Source organism: Borrelia sp. HM, from assembly GCF_019669085.1.
Lineage (GTDB): Bacteria > Spirochaetota > Spirochaetia > Borreliales > Borreliaceae > Borrelia.
The window spans coordinates 807,850-829,465 of record NZ_AP024401.1 but is presented as its reverse complement, the minus strand read 5'-3'; the positions used below and the strand labels follow the sequence as shown (position 1 = coordinate 829,465).

Annotated in this window: 26 protein-coding genes, 1 tRNA gene and 2 pseudogenes; 16 read left to right on the top strand and 13 right to left on the bottom strand. The window is 27.2% G+C overall.

What is annotated here, in order from left to right; genetic code table 11:
* Nucleotide 1 precedes the first annotated feature (1 nt).
* The 12 genes from K5563_RS03950 to K5563_RS03895 form a co-directional block, all read right to left on the bottom strand.
* The gene (locus K5563_RS03950; protein WP_221037665.1) at nt 2-553 is read right to left on the bottom strand and encodes a 50S ribosomal protein L25/general stress protein Ctc; all 552 of its coding nucleotides are present in this window, start codon (nt 551-553) and stop codon (nt 2-4) included.
* A 24-nt stretch (nt 554-577) separates the two neighbouring features.
* A tRNA-Gln gene (locus K5563_RS03945) sits at nt 578-649 on the bottom strand.
* A 63-nt stretch (nt 650-712) separates the two neighbouring features.
* Nucleotides 713-1,003 carry a septation regulator SpoVG gene (spoVG, locus tag K5563_RS03940; protein WP_221037664.1) on the bottom strand — a complete coding sequence of 97 codons (291 nt, stop codon included), beginning with the start codon at nt 1,001-1,003 and terminating at the stop codon, nt 713-715.
* 98 nt (nt 1,004-1,101) lie between these two features.
* Entirely contained in the window at nt 1,102-1,452 is a 351-nt protein-coding gene (gene rsfS / locus K5563_RS03935) for a ribosome silencing factor (protein WP_221037663.1), read from the bottom strand.
* Nucleotides 1,427-2,611: an LCP family protein gene (locus K5563_RS03930; protein ID WP_221037662.1), complete on the bottom strand. Its 1,185-nt coding sequence runs from the start codon at nt 2,609-2,611 to the stop codon at nt 1,427-1,429. Before K5563_RS03930 ends, rsfS begins: the two co-directional genes overlap by 26 nt.
* Nucleotides 2,612-3,184 (bottom strand): nicotinate (nicotinamide) nucleotide adenylyltransferase, encoded by a 573-nt coding sequence (nadD, locus tag K5563_RS03925; RefSeq protein ID WP_221037661.1) that lies wholly within the window; start codon nt 3,182-3,184, stop codon nt 2,612-2,614.
* A gap of 49 nt (nt 3,185-3,233) precedes the next feature.
* Nucleotides 3,234-4,220 (bottom strand): GTPase ObgE, encoded by a 987-nt coding sequence (gene obgE / locus K5563_RS03920; RefSeq protein WP_221037660.1) that lies wholly within the window; start codon nt 4,218-4,220, stop codon nt 3,234-3,236.
* Nucleotides 4,221-4,242: 22 nt separating this feature from the next.
* Complete coding sequence (rpmA, locus tag K5563_RS03915; protein ID WP_025408348.1) at nt 4,243-4,488, bottom strand: 50S ribosomal protein L27; 246 nt, start codon at nt 4,486-4,488, stop codon at nt 4,243-4,245.
* The gene (locus K5563_RS03910; protein WP_221037659.1) at nt 4,475-4,810 is read right to left on the bottom strand and encodes a ribosomal-processing cysteine protease Prp; all 336 of its coding nucleotides are present in this window, start codon (nt 4,808-4,810) and stop codon (nt 4,475-4,477) included. The genes rpmA and K5563_RS03910 overlap by 14 nt, the downstream gene beginning before the upstream one ends.
* Entirely contained in the window at nt 4,810-5,124 is a 315-nt protein-coding gene (gene rplU, locus K5563_RS03905) for a 50S ribosomal protein L21 (protein ID WP_221037658.1), read from the bottom strand. Before rplU ends, K5563_RS03910 begins: the two co-directional genes overlap by 1 nt.
* Before the next feature lie 105 nt (nt 5,125-5,229).
* The gene (locus tag K5563_RS03900; RefSeq protein ID WP_221037657.1) at nt 5,230-5,760 is read right to left on the bottom strand and encodes an adenine phosphoribosyltransferase; all 531 of its coding nucleotides are present in this window, start codon (nt 5,758-5,760) and stop codon (nt 5,230-5,232) included.
* Nucleotides 5,761-5,786: 26 nt separating this feature from the next.
* Nucleotides 5,787-6,323 carry a DUF2147 domain-containing protein gene (locus K5563_RS03895; RefSeq protein WP_221037656.1) on the bottom strand — a complete coding sequence of 179 codons (537 nt, stop codon included), beginning with the start codon at nt 6,321-6,323 and terminating at the stop codon, nt 5,787-5,789.
* 247 nt (nt 6,324-6,570) lie between these two features.
* Here K5563_RS03895 and flgF point away from each other — a divergent pair, with 247 nt between their 5' ends.
* From flgF to K5563_RS03825, 14 genes and pseudogenes are all read left to right on the top strand, one after another.
* On the top strand, nt 6,571-7,419 hold the full coding sequence (gene flgF, locus K5563_RS03890; RefSeq protein ID WP_221037655.1) for a flagellar basal-body rod protein FlgF: 849 nt from the start codon (nt 6,571-6,573) through the stop codon (nt 7,417-7,419).
* Nucleotides 7,420-7,431: 12 nt separating this feature from the next.
* On the top strand, nt 7,432-8,229 hold the full coding sequence (flgG, locus tag K5563_RS03885; protein WP_221037654.1) for a flagellar basal-body rod protein FlgG: 798 nt from the start codon (nt 7,432-7,434) through the stop codon (nt 8,227-8,229).
* Nucleotides 8,229-8,876, top strand: coding sequence for a hypothetical protein (locus K5563_RS03880; protein ID WP_346010888.1), 648 nt, complete (start codon nt 8,229-8,231; stop codon nt 8,874-8,876). Before flgG ends, K5563_RS03880 begins: the two co-directional genes overlap by 1 nt.
* Before the next feature lie 217 nt (nt 8,877-9,093).
* Nucleotides 9,094-10,092 carry a flagellar basal body P-ring protein FlgI gene (locus K5563_RS03875; protein WP_221037653.1) on the top strand — a complete coding sequence of 333 codons (999 nt, stop codon included), beginning with the start codon at nt 9,094-9,096 and terminating at the stop codon, nt 10,090-10,092.
* 4 nt (nt 10,093-10,096) lie between these two features.
* The gene (locus K5563_RS03870) at nt 10,097-10,435 is read left to right on the top strand and encodes a rod-binding protein (protein WP_221037652.1); all 339 of its coding nucleotides are present in this window, start codon (nt 10,097-10,099) and stop codon (nt 10,433-10,435) included.
* A gap of 120 nt (nt 10,436-10,555) precedes the next feature.
* Nucleotides 10,556-11,359 (top strand): RNA polymerase sigma factor RpoD/SigA, encoded by an 804-nt coding sequence (locus K5563_RS03865; RefSeq protein ID WP_221037651.1) that lies wholly within the window; start codon nt 10,556-10,558, stop codon nt 11,357-11,359.
* A 46-nt stretch (nt 11,360-11,405) separates the two neighbouring features.
* Nucleotides 11,406-12,329: a divergent polysaccharide deacetylase family protein gene (locus tag K5563_RS03860; RefSeq protein WP_221037650.1), complete on the top strand. Its 924-nt coding sequence runs from the start codon at nt 11,406-11,408 to the stop codon at nt 12,327-12,329.
* Nucleotides 12,298-13,339 (top strand): annotated as a pseudogene (tsaD, locus tag K5563_RS03855) (tRNA (adenosine(37)-N6)-threonylcarbamoyltransferase complex transferase subunit TsaD). Before K5563_RS03860 ends, tsaD begins: the two are co-directional and overlap by 32 nt.
* A complete protein-coding gene (locus K5563_RS03850; RefSeq protein ID WP_221037648.1) occupies nt 13,314-14,108 on the top strand; it encodes a pyridoxamine kinase in 795 nt (264 codons plus the stop codon). The pseudogene tsaD and the gene K5563_RS03850 overlap by 26 nt, the downstream one beginning before the upstream one ends.
* A 191-nt stretch (nt 14,109-14,299) precedes the next feature.
* Entirely contained in the window at nt 14,300-15,391 is a 1,092-nt protein-coding gene (gene murG, locus K5563_RS03845) for an undecaprenyldiphospho-muramoylpentapeptide beta-N-acetylglucosaminyltransferase (protein ID WP_221037647.1), read from the top strand.
* The gene (locus K5563_RS03840; RefSeq protein ID WP_221037646.1) at nt 15,381-15,869 is read left to right on the top strand and encodes a CvpA family protein; all 489 of its coding nucleotides are present in this window, start codon (nt 15,381-15,383) and stop codon (nt 15,867-15,869) included. Before murG ends, K5563_RS03840 begins: the two co-directional genes overlap by 11 nt.
* Nucleotides 15,870-15,884: 15 nt before the next feature.
* On the top strand, nt 15,885-16,931 hold the full coding sequence (locus K5563_RS03835; protein ID WP_221037645.1) for a hypothetical protein: 1,047 nt from the start codon (nt 15,885-15,887) through the stop codon (nt 16,929-16,931).
* Nucleotides 16,928-18,088 (top strand): ATP-binding protein, encoded by a 1,161-nt coding sequence (locus K5563_RS03830; RefSeq protein WP_221037644.1) that lies wholly within the window; start codon nt 16,928-16,930, stop codon nt 18,086-18,088. Before K5563_RS03835 ends, K5563_RS03830 begins: the two co-directional genes overlap by 4 nt.
* Nucleotides 18,081-19,436, top strand: coding sequence for a sigma-54 dependent transcriptional regulator (locus K5563_RS03825; protein WP_221037643.1), 1,356 nt, complete (start codon nt 18,081-18,083; stop codon nt 19,434-19,436). The genes K5563_RS03830 and K5563_RS03825 overlap by 8 nt, the downstream gene beginning before the upstream one ends.
* Before the next feature lie 80 nt (nt 19,437-19,516).
* Here K5563_RS03825 and K5563_RS03820 read toward each other — a convergent pair whose 3' ends face one another.
* Entirely contained in the window at nt 19,517-20,407 is an 891-nt protein-coding gene (locus K5563_RS03820; protein WP_221037642.1) for a M23 family metallopeptidase, read from the bottom strand.
* 110 nt (nt 20,408-20,517) lie between these two features.
* Here K5563_RS03820 and K5563_RS03815 point away from each other — a divergent pair, with 110 nt between their 5' ends.
* The gene (locus tag K5563_RS03815; RefSeq protein ID WP_221037641.1) at nt 20,518-20,847 is read left to right on the top strand and encodes a nucleoside triphosphate pyrophosphohydrolase family protein; all 330 of its coding nucleotides are present in this window, start codon (nt 20,518-20,520) and stop codon (nt 20,845-20,847) included.
* A 30-nt stretch (nt 20,848-20,877) separates the two neighbouring features.
* Nucleotides 20,878-21,564 (top strand): annotated as a pseudogene (locus K5563_RS03810) (DUF368 domain-containing protein); the annotation flags it as partial.
* Nucleotides 21,565-21,616: the final 52 nt, after the last annotated feature.

Below are 21,616 nucleotides of genomic sequence, written 5' to 3'. Positions count from 1 at the left end.
TCTATTTTACAACTAAAACAGCTAAATTTTCATCCTCTTCATGAAGTTTAACACTATGGGGAAGAATAATATCCTTATAAGTTATTTGTTCTCCTTTCTTAACAGGTGTTAAATTTACTTCGACAAATTCTGGTAAATCTAAAGGCAAAGACCTAACTTTAACTTTCCTTTTAAGGATATCTAAAGTACCACCTTCCTCCTTAACACCAATAGAAGCTCCCAAAAACTTAATTGAAACATCCCTTTCAATCTCTACATCTCTATCAATTTCATAAAAATCAACATGATAAATCAATCTTTTAGTAATATTTTCACTTACATCTTTAATAAAAACACACTTCTCAACTTTTCCATCACTTAAAATTAAAACAGTATTATCTGTAAACTTGGCAAATTTTTTATTAAATTCATTTTCCTTAACTTTTATATGAAGAACATCTTTTCCTCGCCCATACACAACAGCTGGTATTTCAAACTTTGCTCTTATCCTACGAGCACATAATGAACCAAAATCTAAACGGCCCTCATATCTCAAAATCCTACTACTATCCAAAATGAAACTCCTAATATAAAAATACTGGGACGGAAGGATTCGAACCCTCGAATGCCTGGACCAAAACCAGGTGACTTACCACTTGTCGACGTCCCAAATACTCAATTATCCATAAATCAAAAGGATACAAAATACAATACACTTTGTCAATAATATTTTTTAGCCTAATTCGAGTTCAAGATTTAAAGGATTTTCTTTGACATATTCTTTAAAAATAGCAGTTTGCAAAACCTCTCTAAAACTTTGATTAATAGGATGTACAATATCCTTGTACTCTCCAACTTTAGTTCTTCTGTTGGGCATAACAATAAAAATACCTTTTTGTCCCCTAATAACCCTAATATTATGCAAGACTAAACAATCGTCAAAAGTAACTGTAACATATGCCAATAATTTCGAACCGGAATTTTTATTCTCCACTCTCCTAATTCTTATGTCTGTAATATTCACCTCTAGGCCTCCCTAAATACATGTTTTAAATCTAGAATATTTTTAATTTTTTGTAAATAATTATTGTGATATTTTTATTTTTTCTAATTAAATAACTTTTAGAAATAAATAACTTTTCCTTTATCCCATATTTTTTCAAGTTCATAATATACCCTAGCCTTTTCACTCATTAAATGTATAATTAAATTTTCACATGAAATAATGTTCCAATCATTAACAAAATCCTTACCTTGAGTACAATAATTAAAACCTTTTTCCTTAAAATATTTAATTAATTTATGAGAATATAAAGCTTCCATATGCTTAAATGATAAACAAGAAATAATAATAAAAAAATCTGCCCAATTACAAACAGAGCTAACATCAATACCCACAACATTCATTCCACCAAAATCAGATACTATATTGCATAACTTATAAACATCATTTATTTTTAACATATCTCCCATCAAAATCATCTCCCAAAATGATTATTACATCAGGACTAATATCGGATGTATCAAGTCCTAAAATATCTATATGAAACTCAGAAACTGGCTTGATGTTTTTTGCTTTAATCACATCGCCAACCTTAATGGCTATTTCTAAATTATCTGAATTATTTATTATTAAGGTATGAGAATAATTATGATTATCTGCATTTCCAAACCTTACAACCTTAAATTTAAAAGATTTGAAAATATCAGCTACATTTCTTGCAAGTCCAGCTGTTTTAGTTCCATTTAAAACAATAACTTTTATTGCTTCTTCATTCTTATTCTCACCCATTAAATCTCTATTCAAATTTTCAATTGATTCCTTCAGAACTGCACCCCCATAATAAGGAAAAATAACTTTTATTAAATTATCATCATTATCCTTAAATGTTTCCTCTTGACCTTTAATATTAATAAAAACACTCTTTTCATTATTCATTTTATAGTTAGTAAAAATATATTTAAATATGGTCTCAGAAAGATTAGTATCTAACATAAAATACATTTTGGACAAATAATCATGTTCATCTTTAAAATCAGAAAATTGTAACAAAAATTTTTTAAAAAATTCCTTAAAAAATTCAAATCTTTCATTATAAGAAGCAATATCTCTGAAATAACTCAAATAATCATAAGATTTATCTCCATCAAAAAAAGAATTACCAGAAGGAATTAGAATAGGACGTGTTAAATCATATACTTTAACAGGATTTTTAACAAAGAGTTGAACTCCACCAATATAGTCAATAAATTTCAAAAAATCATTTTTTTTTAAACGAATATAATAGTCAGGTTCATGATTTAACTGTCTAAATATTTTAGACAAAAATTCACGAAAATTATTCTTTTTATATAAATCTTCAAACCAAGACACATTTCCTTTTAAATCCTCATAACCTGTATAAACAGGAATATCTAAAAATCCAATATTACCTGTTTTCATATTAATTAGAATCTCTTGCATGCTTAAAAGACTATTATTATTGCCTTCTATTAAAAATAAAAAACTAATATTATTCTTAGCATTCAATTCAAAATATATTTGCTCTTTTTTAGAGCTATCAACAAAAAAAATTATAATACCAAGAATGATTAAAATAATTAAAACCAAAAAAAATAATTCTTTTCTCAACTATTTACCTTTAATATACAAGTTATTGTCTTTAATATACCGTAAAACATCAAAGGGAAGTAAATAATCAACAGGTAACCCTCTTTCAATCCTACTTCTAATTTCTGAAGAAGAAACAGGCAATATTTTATTATTAATATAAATATGTCTAAACCTACTAATTATTTTTTCATTATAAATTCTATGAACTACAACAAGATTAACTAATTCAACTATTGTATCTGGCTCCTTCCACGAATCAAAATCCTTGAAAAGATCATCACCAATGATCAAATAAATTTCATCATGAATATATTTATTTTTAATACAAGCAATAGTATCAACAGTATAAGTTATACCACCATTAATTATATCACACTCATCAATAAACATATTACGCTCATGTTGTATTGCTAATTTAAGCATTTCAACTCTATCTTGAACACTGGTCTTTTCAACACGCTTATGAACAGGCTTATGAGTAGGAACAAATATGATTTTATCAACATTTAGGAAATATTCTATTTCCTTTGCCAGAAACATATGACCAATATGAACAGGATTATAAGTACCACCCAATATTGCTATTCTCATAAATCTCCTATCTTAATATATCAATTGAAAGTCTATAATAAAAACAATTTTATCCATTTCCTGATAGAGTAAAAAGTTCACTAACAAGTTCGTCTATTCCTATATTTTTATAAATAGAAACTCCTAAAATTTTTTCACTCTTTAAAGTACTCTTAAGCTCATTAAAATTTTCAACAGCACCATCTAAATCAAGTTTATTAGCAACAATTATGCGTTTTTTGTTTAAAAACTCAGTATTATATACACTAAGCTCATGAAAAAGAACATTATAATCATTTAAAAAGTTATTACTAGAAACATCAATCAAAAAGACTAAAATTTTAGTCTTTAAAATATGTCTTAAAAATTCGTATCCAAGACCTAAGCCCCGATTCGCACCTTCTATTATTCCAGGCAAATCTACAACCACCAAATCATCATAATAAGACTTAATCACACCAAGATGTGGAATCTGAGTAGTAAAAATATAATTGGCAACTTTAGATTTTGAATCAGTTATTTTAGAAATAAGAGAAGACTTGCCTGAATTAGGAAGTCCAACAAGCCCAATATCAGCTATTAATGATAATTTAAGACGCAAATTTAAAGTTACACCAGACTCTCCAGGCTGAGCAAACCTTGGAGTCTGTTTAGTAGAACTTTTAAAACTTGCATTTCCAAGTCCACCTCTTCCACCCTTTAAAACAATAACTTCATCATCAAAAGTTTGAAGTTCAAACAACATAGAATCGGTTGCAGCATCATAAACACAAGTATTTGGTGGAACAAAAATAAACAAATTTTCACCACAAGCCCCACTTCTTCTAGAGCCCATACCAGGCTTGCCATTACTAGCAGCAAGCCTTTGACCATTTTTATAAATAGATAAAGTTTTAAGATCGGCCTTGACCTTAAAAATTACATCTCCCCCTTTTCCCCCATCACCACCGTCAGGTCCACCTTTAGCCTTAAATCTTTCACGCAAAAAAGAAACAGAACCAGCACCCCCATTACCTGAAGATACGGTTATGTTCAAAGAATCTTTAAATGTATGCAAATCAACCCCAACTATAAGAATATTAAATAATATTTATATATTTTCGGCCCTTAGAAGTTTTAAACTCTACTATACCATCCTTTAATGCAAATATTGTATAATCCCTGCCAAGACCAGAATTTTTACCTTTATGAAATTTTGTACCTCTTTGACGCACAATTATTTCTCCAGCTCTTACAAATTGCCCACCACTTCTCTTAACACCAAGCCTCTTAGATATAGAATCTCTTCCATTCTTAGAACTACCACCACTCTTACTTGTTGCCACTAGTTTCCTCCAAAATTAATTTAATATCATACGGATATTCAAGACATAAATCCTTTACACCTTGTAATAAAAATTTACTATAATAAAAAAGACTCTGCTTATTCAAATGCCCAAAAGAAGCTTCAAATTTTAAGTACCCTCTCCTTAAAGAATTATCTACAATAAAATTTTCTTGATCATAATCAAGAATACTTAAAAAAGTCCTTAAAATAAAAGAAAAAGAAGAACAAACCATGCTCACACAACCATTTCCTTGTGCATGTCCATTAGCTAAAACATAGATAATCACATCATTATGGGTCTTTATTAAAACACTAATCACTAACTAACAATTATGTTATCAACTAAAACATAAGAATAGGATTGACGATGTCCAACTTTCCTTTCACTTGCTTTCCTTCTTCTATACCTGTAAGAGATAACTTTTTTATCTTTTTTATCTTCTACATAAGTACATTTTACACAAGAACCCAAAACATAAGGTTTTCCTATTTTGACATCTCCATCTTGATTGACAAGCATTACACTGTCAAATTCTAATTTATCCCCTTTAGTAGCTCCAACCTTATCTATCTTTAACATCTCTCCTACAACAGCCTTATACTGCTTGCCTTTTATTTCCAACAACGCATACATGACAATCACCTCTTCAATATTTAACTATGGCATTATAAATTTAATCAGATTTAAAGTCAATCATTAAAATTCAATTAACAATTGAAATTATTTGCTAAAAAGCTATCATGGATATTTAACAAGAGAATTAAAATTATACTCCCTTAAAATATCTCTACCATTTATGCTTACAAGCTCAATAAAACAAAATATATCAGACACTACAGCACCTGCCTTTTCAAGCAACATGGCTGCTGCTTTTAAAGTACCTCCAGTAGCCAAAATATCATCGACTAATAAAATGTTTGAATTTTGTTTAACATCATCATTATGTATTTCAATACTGCTAAATCCATATTCAAGCTTATATTTCTCCTTTAAAACTTGCCTTGGAAGTTTACCTTCTTTTCGAATTAACAAAAAAGGCAAGCTCATTTTCAAGGCCAAAGGAGCACCAATAAGATATCCTCTTGATTCAATAGCAGCAATGCAATCAATTTTTCTTTTTGAATAAAAAGCATATACATCTTCTAATAAGGACTTATATGCTTCTGTTTTTAATAAAACATTAGTAATATCATAAAAAAGTATACCTTCTTTTGGAAAGTTAGGAACTTTTAAAATAAATCTATCATAATATCCCGTTTTATCCTTCATTGAGACTTCTCACAAAATATAAATATTTATTTCTCTGATATAGGGGGATTTGGCAGCATACCTTCAACATCTAACTGTGGAATTTCATTTTTTTTAGCTCTTGTCCAAACTTTACTTCTGCCAAAAATCCAAACCTTACCTTTAGTAAGAAGATTTCCAGTTGTTGAATCTACTCGCATCTCAGAAGCATAAATTTTGCCATTCTTAGGGTCAAGAATTTTCCCATAATCCCATTTATCAGCAGATTTAATATATCTAAGTCCCCACATAAAATCAAGACCTTCAATACTTAAATGTTCAAAACCCACAACCTTAGAGCCAGAAGGATTATTAATATCATATACTTTACCTTTCTTTATTACATTTAAAATTCTACCATAAACTTTATCATTATATTTATAGACATAAATAACAGAATTTTTAAGATTTGTAGTATCATCATATCCAATCCAATATCCTAAAACTTCACTACCATCTTTTTTATCACCTGTCTGCTCAGACTCTGCAAATACAAAAAATAAAAAATAAAATAGAAACATAATTTTTAATATATTATTTTTCATAAAAACTCCTAAAAATTAATTTCTGAGGCTCTAATTCAAATAGATTAAGAATAAAAAAATTATACATTCATTTTTTGCTTTTTGCAAAAGCAAAAAATTTATATTATATAATTTAACATATTAAAAATATTATCATTTCAATCTTTTGAAATCAAAATCAATAAAAGAATCACTAAATTAGAATTGATATACAACTATTTTAGTGATAGAATTTTAATTGTACAAATAAAAATAATGGGGATTTAATTTGGTAAGAGGCATTTATACGGCTGCCAGTGGAATGATGGCACAAAGGCATCGATTAGATGTTATAGCTAATAACTTAGCAAACATTGATCTTACAGGATATAAAAAAGATTCATCTATACAAAAAGCATTCCCTGAAATGTTAATAAGGAGAGTTAATGACGATGGTCTTTATAAATTTCCTAAAGGATATCTTGAAACAGCTCCTGTTGTAGGTAAAATTGGAACAGGAGTTGAAGAAAATGAAATATATACTTCCTTTGAACAAGGGCCACTAAAAATTACTGGAAACCCTCTTGATTTAGCATTAACAAATGAAGGCTTTTTTGTCGTTAAAACGCCAGAAGGAGAAAGATATACACGAAATGGTTCCTTTACACTAGGAAAAGAAGGTATACTTGTCACCAAAGATGGCTATCCTGTGATTGGAGAAAAGGGATATATACACTTAAAACACAATAACTTTAAAATAACAGAAAAAGGACAAATATTTCATAACACAACATTTGAAGAAAACCCTAAAAGACTTGTAAGTGAATATGAAAATTCTTGGGACAACTATGAACTTCTTGATAATCTAAAAATTGTAAATTTTGAAAAACCAAGGTTTTTAAAAAAGCAAGGAAGTTCACTTTGGAACAGTACGGAAATATCTGGAGAAGCCAAAAATATTGCAATAAACTCAAGACCTACAATTGAAACTGGTGCATTAGAAGGGTCCAATGTAAATGCAATTAATGAAATGGTATCAATGATTACAGTTAACAGAGCTTATGAAGCAAATCAAAAAATAATACAAACAGAAGATTCACTTCTTGGTAAATTAATTAACGAAATTGGAAAATTTTAAGGAGATTAGTTTATGATGAGAGCACTATGGACAGCAGCCAGTGGAATGAAAGCACAGCAATATAATGTGGATACAATTGCCAATAATCTTTCAAATGTAAATACCATAGGATTTAAAAAAATAAGAGCTGAATTTGAAGACCTAATATATCAAACACAAAAAAGAGCAGGAACTCCCGCAACTGAAAATACAGTAAGACCCATTGGCAACCAAGTTGGACACGGAACAAAAGTATCAGCAACACACAGAATCTTTGAACAAGGAAAGATGCAAAATACCAATTTAAATACTGATGTTGCAATTGAAGGTGAAGGATTTTATAAGGTTCTTCTGCCAGATGGCACTTACGGATATACTAGAGATGGTTCATTTAAAATAGATGCAAATGGAGATCTTGTAACAAGTCAAGGATACAAATTATTACCTGAAATATCCTTTCCTGCAGAAGGGTATATAAAAGATTCCATAGCAATATCTCAAGAAGGAATAATATCTGTAAAAATTAATGAAAATAATGATCCTATTGAACTAGGACAAATAGAAATCACAAGATTCGTTAATCCATCAGGTCTAAATGCAATTGGAAATAACATATTTAAAGAAACAATCGGATCTGGAGAAGAAATATCAGGAACACCAGGAAATAACGGAATGGGAAGACTAAGACAAGGAATTCTGGAAATGTCAAACGTATCAATTGCAGAAGAACTAGTAACAATGATCGTTGCACAAAGAGCCTATGAAATAAACTCAAAAGCAATTCAAACCTCAGATAATATGTTAGGAATTGCCAATAACTTAAAAAGGTAGTGAACACACTTACTAATAAACTTGTATTATGCTATTTACTTACAACCAATTTATTGCAAATAAAGCCTTGTACTTATGATACCTGTTTTACAATATCTACTAACAAGGTATATTTTTTTTCAAAAGAATATTCAAAAATGTGTAATGATAATAGCATATCACAAATTTACATAGGTTCACATTTTAAGAAAAAACAAATCATATTTGAAATGATTGACTATATTACAAAGTCTCTAGCAAATAAAAATATTTATATATTACAATTCAGTTTTGATGAAGCAGAAATAAACATAGAAAACAAATTTTCTCATAACATAAAATTTAAATTAATAAAAAATATATTATATAAAAACATACCAATTCAAAAAAACTTAATTTATTATGCAAACAAATTTGAAGATTATAAAAAACATAATAAAGTAAACATTTATATTGACATAATAGAACCAATCGTATTTGCAAAACTAAATTTAAAAGTAGGTCAAAGCTTAAACGAATACAATATTTATTTTCAATATAAAATAAATACAATTAGAAATAATGAAATTTTAAACTTAAACTCATTAAAACAGGATCATTATACAGTACTATACGATATAATGAAGAATGACGAAATAAAACTAGATAAAATACAAAAACAAAAGTAAATGATTAATATTTAAACCACAAATCTTCAATCAAGCTATCATTTTTATTTAATAAATTGTCAAACAATTATAAAGCCATAAAAATTCACTTCTAATAAATTTTAACTATAAAAACAGTATTGACATAGTATGATCCAAAAATGAATAAGCACAAAAGCAATTGAAATAATATCAAAATAAAGGTAAACTATATTGCCATACAAAAGGAATATATATCATGAAAGTATTGATAATTATAGCCACACTAAGCCTAAATACAATTGCTAGCTCATTTGCACAAGAAAATCAACACCCACCAAATAATCTAGCAAATACGAATGATATTAGCAATCGAATAATTGAGAAAATAAAGCTAAAAGATATTGCAGAAATACGATCTAGTAATTCACAAATATTAACAGGAATTGGAATAGTAGCAGGACTTATTGATAAAGGAGATTCATCAAAGGGAAAAGAAATTTTAAATCAAGCTTTAAACAAAATTGGCATAAATAACATAGATCTAACAAAAATTGAAAGTAAAAATATTGCACTAGTAAGTGTAACAACCAAAATAAATGGAAATATAATTAAAGGCGCAAACCAAAACGTTTACATAGCATCTATGCTAGATTCAAAAGAATTGACAAATGGCATACTTCTAAGAACAGAATTAAGAAATCAAGAAGGCAAAATATTAGCAACTGCAGCAGGACCAATATCAACTAATTCAAAATCAAAAGGCACAGGATATATACTAAATGGAGCAACAATACACGAAAATAAAGAATACAAAAATTACAATATAATTTTAGAAAAAGAAGATTATACTTTAGTAGATTCAATAAGCAAAAAACTAACAAGCAAAAATATCAAAAATAATGTAAAATCAGGTAAAATCATAGAAATTGAAATTAAAGAAACTCGCTTACTAAGCGAAATTGAAGAAATGACAATAGAAAACATACCTAGAGTTTTAATAAATGAGAAAAATAAACTCATTATAACAAGCAAAAACGCGGAAATAGGGCCTTTAACACTTTCAATCGAAAGAGATGAAAAAAATTTATTTAGCAATAAAAAAAATGAACAAATAAAAATTGAAATAAAACAAATGACAATAAGTGAATTCATATTAAAAAATTCAGATACACTTAGCAATGAAGAGTTAATAAAAATAATAAAGGTATCTAAAAAAATTAATAGACTAAATGGGGAACTAATTTTGGAGGAATAAATATATGATAAACAAAATTAACCTACAAACCTTAAAAACAAATAATCAAATTAACCAAATGAAAAATTTAAAAACAAAAAAATCAAAAGAAACAAATCAACACAAAAATGACCATAGAATTTATACAGCTGCATTAGAATTCGAGGCAATATTTATAGAGCAAATGATTAAAAGCATGAGAAATTCTTTACAAAAAGAAAATAATCTAATTAACGGTGGACAAACAGAGGAAGTCTTTGAAGATATGCTTTATTTAGAAAGATCAAAACAAATAGCTAAATCCAAAAGTTTCGGACTTGCCGATTTAATCTACAATCAAATAACAGAAGTAAAGCAATCCTAGAAAATAATTCATACATATACAATCAGAATATAAATTATTTTCTAAATTGGCATTATTTTTGCATCACATCAAAAGGGAGAAGGATGTTAATACACAAATTTAAAAGATGGGAGAAGTATTGTGAATATATTTAGTAATGAAGATTTAAACATATACCTAAAATCAGTAAGAGGACACAGATTGATAACTCACGAAGAAGAAATTGAGCTAGCAAACCAAATAAAACGTGGGGATATAAAAGCAAAAAATAAAATGATAAATGCCAATTTACGTCTTGTACTGAAAATCATTAAAAGATATGCTGGCAAAGGATTAAAAGTTGAAGACCTAATACAAGAAGGAAATTTAGGTTTAATTAGAGCTGCAGAAAAATATGACCCAAGCAAAAATACTAAATTTTCAACCTATGCTTCATTCTGGATTAAGCAATCACTTCAAAGAGCATTAAATACTAAAACAAGACTTGTAAAGGTTCCTTACAGAAAAGAAAATTTAATACTCCAAATAAACAAATATCTTATGGAAGAAGAAAAATCTCCTAAAAAAGAAGACATAATGGAAAAGTTTAACTTAACAACTTCTCAATATATAAAAATCATTCCTTATCTGGAAAAAGAATATTCCCTTGATAAAAAGATTGAAGGTTCAGAAAATTCCACACTCTTAAATCTTTATGAAGATAATTCTTTTAATCCAGAAAGTACTCTTGAACAAAATTCAACACTAAAACATCTCAATCATATATTAGAGACCAAACTAAACGATAAAGAGAGATATATTATAAGAAAGCGATATAACTTAGATAATGAAGATAAAAAAAGCACATTAAAAGATATTTCTAGTGAGCTTGGCATTTCCTCAGAAACCGTCAGACAAATTGAAAAACGGGTACTAAAAAAACTAAGAGATGAACTTTATCAATAATAATTGACTTAATGCCAGATTCTGATATAATTAAAATCCATTGTGCATGAATATTCATAATGCTTCTATTTTTTTTAAAAAAAATAAATCTAAGGTTGCAATATTGTTAGTTCTTATTACATCTTTTGTTTCAGTGATTGTGATGTTTTTTAGTCTTGCACATATAATAGCAAATTCAAAAAAATTCAATTTAAGTTTTAAAGATAAATTAGCAACAATTAAAAAAGTAAATCTAATCAAAAAAATAAAGAAAGTAAAACTTAGCAAGTTAAAACCTGAATTTTATCTTATAATTGATGATGTTGGCTATGACGAATTTATGCTGGACGAATTCATAAAAATTAACTTAAAAATCAATTTTTCAATTATTCCCTTTCTGCCAAAATCAATGGATTTTTATAATAAACTAATAAATAAAAATAAAATTACAATGATTCATTTTCCAATGCAATCACAACACAATAATTCGATAGAAAAATTTCATATAAATATAAATGACAATCAATTTGCAATACAAAAAAAACTTGAAAAGACATTTAAAGCATATCCTAAGGCAAAAATAATGAATAATCATATGGGAAGCCTTATTACTGCAAACGAAAACATAATGAAAATTATTTTAACCAAACTTAAAGAAGAAAATAAATACTTTTTTGACAGCCTAACTACTCAAAAGAGTATATCTGAAAAAACTGGCAAAAGTATTGGAATTACAGTAGAACAAAGAGATATATTTCTTGATAATAATGATAACGAACACGATGTTAATAAAGCACTTGAAAGAGCAAAACAAATAGCAAGAGAAAAAGGAGTGGTTAAAGTAATAGGACACATTTGGTCAAAAAATACTCTTAAAATATTAAAACAAGAAACAGAGAAATTAAATCAAGAATTCGAATTTAAAAATTTAATCAATCTTTATCAAAGAGAGGAAAATAATGAAGGTACTTGGCATAGAGAGTTCATGTGACGACTGTTGCGCAGCCATAGTAGAAAATGGTACTAAAATTTTAAGCAATATTAAGTTTAGCCAAAAAGAGCACAAAAAATATTATGGCATAGTACCAGAGATTGCCTCAAGACTGCACACAGAATTTATCATGGATATATGTCAAAAGGCAATAAAAAATGCCAAAATACATGTATCAGAAATCAATTTAATAGCAGTAACATCTAAACCAGGGCTTATTGGTTCTTTAATCGTTGGAGTAAATTTTGCTAAAGGACTATCAATTGCCCTTAAAAAACCATTAATTTGCATTGACCACATTTTAGGACATCTCTATTCTCCTTTAATGACTAAAAAAATAGAATATCCATTTTTATCTTTAATATTAAGTGGAGGACACACAATACTTGCAAAACAAAACGACTTCGATCAAGTTGAAATACTAGGCAGAACACTTGATGATGCTTGTGGAGAAGCATTTGATAAAGTAGCAAAACACTATAAAATGGGATTTCCAGGTGGACCAAATATAGAAAAACTAGCTAGAAACGGTAATGAGCATGCATTTAATTTTCCAATTACAATATTTGATAAAAAAGAAAATCAATATGATTTTTCGTACTCAGGACTTAAAACAGCATGCATACATCAACTTGAAAAGTTCAAAGACAAAAATGCAAATATCACAAAAAATAATATTGCCGCAAGCTTTCAAAGAGTAGCTTTTGAAAACTTGATTATTCCAATCAAAAGAGCAATCAAAGATACTAACATAAAAAAGTTAATAATATCTGGAGGAGTTGCAAGTAATCTTTATTTAAGAGACAAGATAAAAAAAAATATTGCAATAGAAACATACTATCCTCCTCTTGACCTTTGCACCGACAATGGGGCAATGATTGCAGGAATTGGATATCTTATGTATTTAAAATATGGGGCAAGTCCAATTGAAACTGATGTTAATTCAAGAATAAGAAGCTACAAATATACAAAAGGATAATAGTTATGAAAAGAATATTGGCCATGCATGATATTTCAACTATGGGACGCTCATCACTTACAATATGCATACCAGTCATATCTTCATTTAATATGCAAGTTTGCCCACTTGTAACTTCTGTTTTATCAGCAACAACAAACTATAAAGAATTTGAAATAATAGATTTAACAAATAACTTAGAAAAGTTTATTTTATCTTGGAAAAATCAAAATGAAAAATTTGATATATTCTATAGTGGATTTCTTGGAAGTAATAAGCAACATAAAATAATAGAAAATATGTTTAAGATGATGAAGTTTAAAAAAATAATAATTGATCCCGTCTTCGCAGACAATGACATACTCTATCCTATTTTCAACCAAAAAATAGTAAATGAATTTAGAAATTTAATCAAATATGCAGATATCATAACACCTAACTTAACAGAACTGAAAATGCTATCTAAAACTGAAAATATAAAAAATAAAGATGAAATGATAAAAGCAATATCAAGTCTTGAAATAAATGGAATAACCATAGTTACAAGTGTAGAAAAGAAAACTCTTATAGGAACTGTCGCTTATAATTCAAAAACAAAAGAATATTCAGAAATTTTTCTAGAAAAATTAGAACGAAACTTTGGTGGAACAGGCGATTTATTTACTAGCTTACTAATAGGTTACCTTGAAAAACTGGAAATAGAACAGGCTTTAGAAAAAGCAACCAAAGTACTTCATTCAATAATAAAATATTCTATTGAAAATAATGTTCCACAAAAAGAGGGTATTCCAATTGAACAATTTTTAAAAAATATTTTTTAAAAATATTGCAACATTTTCAATTAAATAATAACACTATAAAAAATATAATCTAATAAACACAAAATGCACCAGTAAGTTTTTATTAAAAATAAAAAATATAAAATATTTGCATTAATATATATTGTTAAACTAAAATGTAAAGGTAGGTCGATTTAACATACATAAATTTAAGGAATATATACAAGAGGCATATGAAAACCAAAAAGATAATATTTTTTACAGGAGGAGGTACAGGAGGACATATTTTTCCAGGCATAGCAATAATTTCAAAACTTAAAGAATTTGATCCACAGATCAAATTCTTCTGGCTAGGACAAAAAGGCGCAATGGAAGAAAAAATTATAAAAGAACACACACATATCAAATTTATTGCAATTCCATCAGGAAAATTTAGAAGATATTTTTCTTTAAAAAATTTCATTGATTTTTTTAAAGTCATTTTTGGAATAATTACAAGTTTTTTCATAATAAAAAAGTATAAGCCTCAAATTATATATGCAACCGGCGGCTTTGTATCAAGTCCTCCAATTATTGCAGCAAGTTTACTTAAGATAAAAAGAATAACTCATGAAATGGATCTTGACCCAGGACTTGCAACAAAAATTAACTCGAAATTTGCACACAAGATACATGTCAGTTTCAAAGAAAGCACAAAATATTTTAATAACAAAAATGTCTTATATACAGACTCACCAATAAGAAAAGAATTTCTAAATCCAAATCTAAATATCTTAAAAAACTTAACTCAAAATACAAAAAAGCCTATCATTAGCGTGCTCGGAGGTTCTCTGGGAGCAGAGGCTTTAAATAAGTTGACTACTAATATAAAAAATCAAATTGATGCGTATTTTATCCATCAATGCGGAAAAAATTTAGACACAATTAGAGAAAAGAATTACTTAAGAAGCCAATTTTTTAATGCAGAAGAAATGGCAAGTATAGTAAAGTTTTCAAGTATAATAATAAGCAGGGCAGGTTCAGGAGCAATTAAGGAATTCGCAAATGCTAGTGCATGTGTAATATTTATACCATTGGTCAAAGGTTCAAGAGGAGATCAAGTCAGAAATGCAAAATTATTAGAAGACCAAAATGCATGTTTAAAAATAGATGAAGAAAACTTAAATGAGAGTAAAATAATAAATACAATCAAAGAAATTTTGGGTAATAAAGCAAAAGCTAATATACTACGAAATAACATAAAAAAATTTTACAACCAAGATTCATCAAAGATAATAGCCAATCTATTATTAAAAGAATTTACAGAGGAAATCAATGCTAGTTGATAGTCCATTCAAAATAACTGGTATAGTCGATATACTAATAATAATCATTTTCACATCATTGGGATTTAGAGGGTTTTTAAGAGGCTTTATCAAAGAAATAGCTGGATTTGTTGAAATTGTTAGTTTAATATTTCTACTCTATAACAAAACCAATGATTTTAAAATATTAATATCTCCCATTCTCGATTTGTCATATATCCAAGCATTATTAGTATTTTTTTTGGTAATACACATAGGATTCTTAATTTTGCAATCACTAATTGAATCAATAATAAGCCATCTCAAATTATTATTTTTTAATAGAATACTTGGATTAATACTAGGTTTATTTGAGGCTTTTGGAATTATAGCAATCGTGGTTTATATAATTTATTCACAACAAATATTTAATCCTGAATATTTTTTATCGGGAAGTAAATTCCTTGAATATCTAAATCCTGGAATAAACTATATTTTTAAAATATCAAAAACACAATAAAGAGAATCGAAAAAAATGGAAATACTACCCACAATAGCCCAAGAAATAATTAATGAATATAAAAACAATACTCTTCCAAACGCAATACTTCTTTGGGGAGAAAGATTTTCTTCAAAAAAGACAACCGCAATCGCACTTGCAAAAAAAATTTTAAATACAAAAAATCTAACAACTCCAAATATAATCATTTTCTCAAGTCTTAATATAATTGAAGCAAAAGCATACATACAAACTAACTCAAATGAAACGATCAATAAATACCTAGAATATGTTAAGAACATCATCTTTACTAAATACAATTTCAGTAGTGATAAAAACCTAAAAAAAATTGAAGCAAATATCAATTTCATTAATAATATTTATTATAAGAATGAATATAATGAGACAACTAAAAAAGAACTTATAAAAAAAATTGAAGAAATAATCAAAGAGATAAATTTCAACATTACTATAAATGATATTAGAAAAATTAAATCTTGGGCATTATCAGAAAAGAATAAGAAAAAGATAATTTATATAAATGAAATTGAAAACTTAAACCTTAATATCTATAATGCACTACTAAAAATATTAGAAGAACCACCTTTAAACATTTACTTTATCCTAGCTACAAGAAACAAAAATAAGATTCCAAAAACAGTACTCTCAAGACTAAGGGTATACAAATTCAAAAAAGAAAATAGAAATTTTGAAATCAAAAAATGTAAAAAAATCTTTAATCAAAATGAAGAAATGACAACAGAAGAATATTTTAATTCATTTTATAGTGAAGAACAAACAAAATTAAAAGAAGAAGTCAAAAAAATGCTTAATATAATAAAAGAAAAGCAGGGTATATTTAATCTTGACATATTCAATTTCCTAAAAGATGAAAATATATTTAGCCTATTCTTACAAGAACTTATAAACCAACTCAGAAATGAATTTTTAAGCCAAAATTTAGACATTCACATATATTTAAAAAGATTAGATTATCTAAAAAATATCTTAAGACTCCGTCCATACAATCAAAATAAAAAATTAATAATTGAAAATTTAATGTTAAACTATGAGGATGAATGAGCAAATTCGTCAAAAAAACACTCTCTAAATTAAATAAATTATCAAGTGATCAAAAACTTAAATTTATTCAGGACATCTATAAAAAAATAGAAATATATGATGGAATATTTGCATCTATTAATGAAGGAATCTTAGTACTTGATAAGCTTAATAATATAATCTACTTAAATAAAATGCTATTTCAAATTTTAGTAATAAGTCCTAAATATAAACTAGAAACACTTAAAGATATTCAAATCCCAACTTTAACAAATCTAATAGAAGAACTAGCAAACAATGAAGACAAAATAATAGGATTTGAAGTGCAAATTTCAACAAATATATACATTAAAATATCATTTATGCCATATGTCAAAGATCAAAAACTTGAAGGAAATATTATCTTAATTGAGGATATCAAAGAAAAAAAACATAAAGAAGAACTTTTCAGAAGAGCTGAAGCTTTAGCCGCTTTTACAAGACATGCAAGAAATATTGCTCATGAGATTAAAAATCCACTAGGCGCAATTGACATAAATTTACAACTATTAAAAAAAGAAATAGACAGACAAAATATCAAAAGTACAAAAGCAAATAATTATTTTGAGATAATAAAAGAAGAAATAAATAGAATGGATAAAACTGTAACAGATTTTTTATTGACAGTTAGACCAATAAAAATAATGCCCAAAAAGAAAGATATTACAGAAATTATAAAAAGTGTTTATAATCTATTAAATCCAGAATTAAAAAATAAAGAGATTAAATTGTCATTGTCTTTAAAAAAAGTAAGTCCAGTTTTAATTGATGAAAAACTCATCAGACAAGTAATAATCAATATAATAAAAAATGCAGAAGAAGCATTACTTGAAGCAAATAAAAGAATAAAAAAAATAGAAATTTCCATCCAAGAAAGCGAAAATAAAATATATATCAATATTAAAGACAATGGAAATGGAATAAAGAATGAAACAAAAGATGATATATTTAAGCCTCAATTTAGTACAAAAGAATGTGGAAGCGGCATAGGACTTACTATATCTTATAAAATAGTTAAAGAACATGGAGGTGAAATTTTTATGGAAAGTAAAGAACTCAAAGGAACGTTATTTACAATTACACTTCCTAAATTAAACACAGACAAAATTCTAATTGAAGGATGTTTAGAAAATGAGTAAATTACTAGTAACAGATGATGAAAAAAATATAAGAGAAGGAATAGCAACTTATCTTGAAGAGGAAGGTTACTTTGTATTTACTACTAGTAATGGAAAAGATGCTCTTAAAATAATTAAAAATGAAAAAATTGATGCTATAATATCTGATCTTAGAATGCCTCAAATATCAGGAGAGGAACTATTAAGAATAGTAAAAGATAAAAAACCAAATATACCTTTTATTATTCTTACAGCCCATGGAACTGTTGATTCAGCCGTTGATGCCATGAGAGAAGGTGCTTACGACTTTTTAACAAAACCTGTTGATCTTGAAAGATTGCTACTCATCATAAAAAGAGCCTTAAATGATAAAAATAATAAAATACACGAAAAAATATCCCAAAAAAATGTCATAATCCGAAAGGATCTAAGCTATTATGAACAAATATTTGGAAAATCACTTATAATGCAGAAAACCTTAGAACTTGTAAATAAAATTGCGAAATCAAAAGCATCTGTATTAATAACTGGAGAGAGCGGAGTTGGAAAAGAAGTAATAGCAGACGCCATCTTCGACCTATCAAATAGAAATGATAAACCTTTTATTAAAGTTAACTGTGCTGCACTCTCTGAGAGAGTACTTGAAAGCGAACTGTTTGGACATGAAAAAGGAGCATTCACAGGTGCAATATCTCAAAAAAAAGGCAGATTTGAATTAGCAAATAAAGGAACAATCTTTTTAGATGAAATAGTAGAAATATCACCTGAAGTTCAAGCAAAACTACTAATGGTACTTCAAAATAAGACATTTGAACGAGTAGGAGGAGAAACTACTATTCAAGTTGACATTAGATTACTAACAGCAACAAATAAAAATATTGAAGAAGAGATTAAAAAAGGAAGATTTAGAGAAGACTTATTTTATAGACTTAACATCATAAACATAAATATCCCACCGTTAAGAGAAAGAAAAGATGACATACCAGATCTAATAAGAATACTGATTAAAAGTGTTGCAAATGAAAACAATAGAGAAGAGAAAATTCTCTCTAATGATGCACTAAAAACTCTTTACGCATATGATTGGCCAGGAAATATTAGAGAACTAAAAAACGTGCTAGAAAGTGCCTTAATATTATCTAAAGGAAAGCAAATTGTAAAAGATGATCTACCTCTAAAAATTAGAGGTAATACAAATCAAATAGTAAAGATAACACTACCAATAGGCATAAGTTTAAAAGAAGCAGAAAAAGCAATCATTAAGCAAACTCTTTTACACTCTAAGAATAATAAAAGCAAGTGTGCCGAAATTCTTAAAATAGGAAGGAAAACTTTACACAATAAAATAATAGAATATGATATAAAATAATAGAATATAATATAGATTAAACAAAAATATAAAAATACTAAAGTAGGCATATATAAGATTTCAATTTATCAAATCAATATCTATTTTACAATTTGAAAGGGATTAACAGGCAAATCTTTTTTCAATATTTCAAAATGCAAATGAGGACCTGTTGAACGACCAGTTTGACCTACTCTGCCAATAAATTCACCTACCTTTAGAATATCTCCCTTACTTACAATATAAGAACTAAGATGTCCATAAAGAGATTTAACCCTATTTTTATGTTCAATTACAACAAAATTGCCATAAATATCATTATAGCCAACCTCAACTACAACTCCATAAGATGTACAAAAAACCAAGGAATTCATTGGTGCTGCAAGATCTATGCCTGTATGAAAACTTCCTCTGCCAGTAAAAGGGTCTGATCTAAATCCAAAATCAGAACTAATAGTAAATGTCTTTAAAGGAAAAATAAAATCAGAATTTAAAAAGAAAAGCATCTCTGTACTTGATAAAAAGCTTAACTCTGGCTGATTAACAGAATCAAAAAAATAAAATTCATAAATCGTATTATCCCTTTTAACCTTTATCTTTTCTGCTTTTGTTAAATCTCTTGTTGCTAAGAGTAAACTATTAAATCTATATTCTTTGTTATTTAAAATGAAAATACCTTTTTTAGTAGGAATTAAGATTCTTTTTCCTGCCTTTAGTAGAGGAGTATTTAATAAATTAATTGTCGAAATACTAGCTTGCCAACCATTTACCTTATTTGCAATCTTAAAAAAAGTATCACTTTTTTTAACTGTATATGAATAAATAAATAAGGGAACATTTTCCCTTTTATTATATTTAGCAATTTTTCTCCTAAGATCAGAAAAAATAGGATCTTTATTTGAAAAACTTTTTATCTCAGGATAAGAATATATAAAATCAAGCTGTAAAAAAAAACAAAAAAACAAATCCCAAAAAATAGCAAATTTACTCATAGGCAAACTCCAATTAATATAAAGGGTCAATATAATAAAAATTTTAAAAAAAAAAGAAATAATAAACAAACTTGTAAATAAATACAAACTATATTAAACTAGTCTTACTTATGGAATTAAATGAATATCAAGCAAAAGCCAAACAAACTGCTAAATATAAAAATAAAAAGGAAGAACTAATCTTAACAACTCTTGGTCTTGCTGGAGAGACAGGTGAAGTTGTAGAGAAAATAAAAAAATTAGGTCGTGATAAAGATTATATACTTGATCAAGAATATTTATTGTCAATTAAGAAAGAACTTGGTGATGTACTATGGTATATTTCAAACTTAAGTAATAATCTTGGCATCACACTTGAGGATGTTGCTATTACAAATTTAGAAAAATTAAAAAAAAGGTATGATAATGGCACAATAAATGGCGAAGGCGACGAAAGATAAAAACACCAAGCTTATAAAAAGCTAAAAATCATGTTCATAAATTATTACATAAAAGGTCTATTAATTGGTATTGCAAATATAATACCCGGTGTTTCTGGTGGAACATTAGCTTTAATTTTAGGAATCTATCATAAAATAGTATCTTCATCTGCAAATATAATAAAATTAAAAATAGGAAAAGAAAACACAACTTTCCTTATGATACTATCACTTGGCATATTAACTTCAGTAACAATACTTTCGAAAATATTAAAAAATTATATTTTAGACGGTACAACAAGAGAAGCATATTTAAATATGCTTTTTATAGGACTAACTACAGGAAGTATATTCACATTAAAAAAGGAAACAAATCACAAGAGTAATCATAGTAAAGCAATTACAAAATATTTATTATTTTTAATTGGATTCTTAACAACACTATCTTTTGTAATATTAAGAACTTATAACATATCATCATATATATCAGAATATCAAAATAAAAAATCAATCAAATACTACCTAGCAATCGCTAATTCAGGAATAATGGGTGGATGCGCAATGATTTTACCAGGAATCTCAGGTTCACTTATACTGTTAAGCCTTGGTACTTATAAAGAAATCGTCGACATAATTTCACAAATTAAAATAATACCATGCTTAATATTTGGCCTATTTACAATAATAGGAACAGGAATTACAATACTAATAATTGAAAAAATAATAAACAAATATTTTGCCCAATTTATTTACTTGTCTATGGGTCTCATTCTAGGCTCCATTCTACAAA

Excerpts from the sequence above, each read along its gene's own strand:
- rsfS (WP_221037663.1), bottom strand. The coding sequence starts at position 1,452 with ATGGGAGATATGTTAAAAATAAATGATGTTTATAAGTTATGCAATATA.
- nadD (WP_221037661.1), bottom strand. The coding sequence starts at position 3,184 with ATGAGAATAGCAATATTGGGTGGTACTTATAATCCTGTTCATATTGGT.
- rplU (WP_221037658.1), bottom strand. The coding sequence starts at position 5,124 with ATGTATGCGTTGTTGGAAATAAAAGGCAAGCAGTATAAGGCTGTTGTA.
- K5563_RS03900 (WP_221037657.1), bottom strand. The coding sequence starts at position 5,760 with ATGAAGGATAAAACGGGATATTATGATAGATTTATTTTAAAAGTTCCT.
- K5563_RS03895 (WP_221037656.1), bottom strand. The coding sequence starts at position 6,323 with ATGAAAAATAATATATTAAAAATTATGTTTCTATTTTATTTTTTATTT.
- flgG (WP_221037654.1), top strand. The coding sequence starts at position 7,432 with ATGATGAGAGCACTATGGACAGCAGCCAGTGGAATGAAAGCACAGCAA.
- K5563_RS03875 (WP_221037653.1), top strand. The coding sequence starts at position 9,094 with ATGAAAGTATTGATAATTATAGCCACACTAAGCCTAAATACAATTGCT.
- K5563_RS03870 (WP_221037652.1), top strand. The coding sequence starts at position 10,097 with ATGATAAACAAAATTAACCTACAAACCTTAAAAACAAATAATCAAATT.
- K5563_RS03860 (WP_221037650.1), top strand. The coding sequence starts at position 11,406 with ATGAATATTCATAATGCTTCTATTTTTTTTAAAAAAAATAAATCTAAG.
- K5563_RS03850 (WP_221037648.1), top strand. The coding sequence starts at position 13,314 with ATGAAAAGAATATTGGCCATGCATGATATTTCAACTATGGGACGCTCA.
- murG (WP_221037647.1), top strand. The coding sequence starts at position 14,300 with ATGAAAACCAAAAAGATAATATTTTTTACAGGAGGAGGTACAGGAGGA.
- K5563_RS03840 (WP_221037646.1), top strand. The coding sequence starts at position 15,381 with ATGCTAGTTGATAGTCCATTCAAAATAACTGGTATAGTCGATATACTA.
- K5563_RS03835 (WP_221037645.1), top strand. The coding sequence starts at position 15,885 with ATGGAAATACTACCCACAATAGCCCAAGAAATAATTAATGAATATAAA.
- K5563_RS03830 (WP_221037644.1), top strand. The coding sequence starts at position 16,928 with ATGAGCAAATTCGTCAAAAAAACACTCTCTAAATTAAATAAATTATCA.
- K5563_RS03825 (WP_221037643.1), top strand. The coding sequence starts at position 18,081 with ATGAGTAAATTACTAGTAACAGATGATGAAAAAAATATAAGAGAAGGA.
- K5563_RS03820 (WP_221037642.1), bottom strand. The coding sequence starts at position 20,407 with ATGAGTAAATTTGCTATTTTTTGGGATTTGTTTTTTTGTTTTTTTTTA.
- K5563_RS03815 (WP_221037641.1), top strand. The coding sequence starts at position 20,518 with ATGGAATTAAATGAATATCAAGCAAAAGCCAAACAAACTGCTAAATAT.